Raw genomic sequence first — 673 nt, 5'->3', positions numbered from 1 at the left:
CCGGCTGAGAACTTCCATGGCGATGCTGAAATCACTTACACCGTCACCGATGGTGCACTGACTGACCAAGCGACGGTCAACGTCACCGTGAATGCGGTGAACGACACGCCTGTGGTTGAGAGCAACATTGCAGACCAAACCTTGGCAGAAGACTTTACGCCATACACCATCGATCTGAATACCGCTTTCAGTGATGTGGATAATGTGGATGGCGAGCTGAGTTTCAGTGTCTCTGGCAACAGCAACATTCAAGTGGCGATCGTCAACGGTATTGCTACGTTCACTCCAACCGCAGACTGGAACGGCTCAGAAGCGTTAACGTTTACGGCTACCGATCCAAGCGGCGAAAGCGTAAGCCAAACGGTGAACTTCACAGTTGCGCCTGTGGCAGACATCGTGGCAGACAACGCGACGGTTGTGGAAGACACGCCGACCATCATTAAGGTCTTAGGTAACGATACGTTCGAAGGCGACGACAAAGTGGTGTCGCTGGATACCAATAACGGACCAGCTAACGGCACGGTCTCGGTCAACCCGGATGGCAGCGTCACTTACACGCCAAACGACAACTATCACGGAACAGACAGCTTTACCTACATCGTTACCTCCGGTGGGGTATCGGAGTCCACCACGGTGAACGTCGATGTGACGCCAGTGAATGATGCGCCAGTGG

The 673-nt window shown here is 53.6% G+C and carries 1 protein-coding gene; it reads left to right on the top strand.

All coding sequences use genetic code 11. The features are described from left to right. The coding region (locus tag KJB35_RS05065) for a cadherin-like domain-containing protein (RefSeq protein WP_285469417.1) at positions 1-673 on the top strand (673 nt) is incomplete at both ends.

The organism is Vibrio sp. D431a (assembly GCF_030248655.1).
GTDB classification, from domain to species: Bacteria; Pseudomonadota; Gammaproteobacteria; order Enterobacterales; family Vibrionaceae; genus Vibrio; species Vibrio alginolyticus.
Note: the sequence above shows the minus strand (reverse complement) of the source record. Positions and strands in the feature narration are given on the sequence as shown.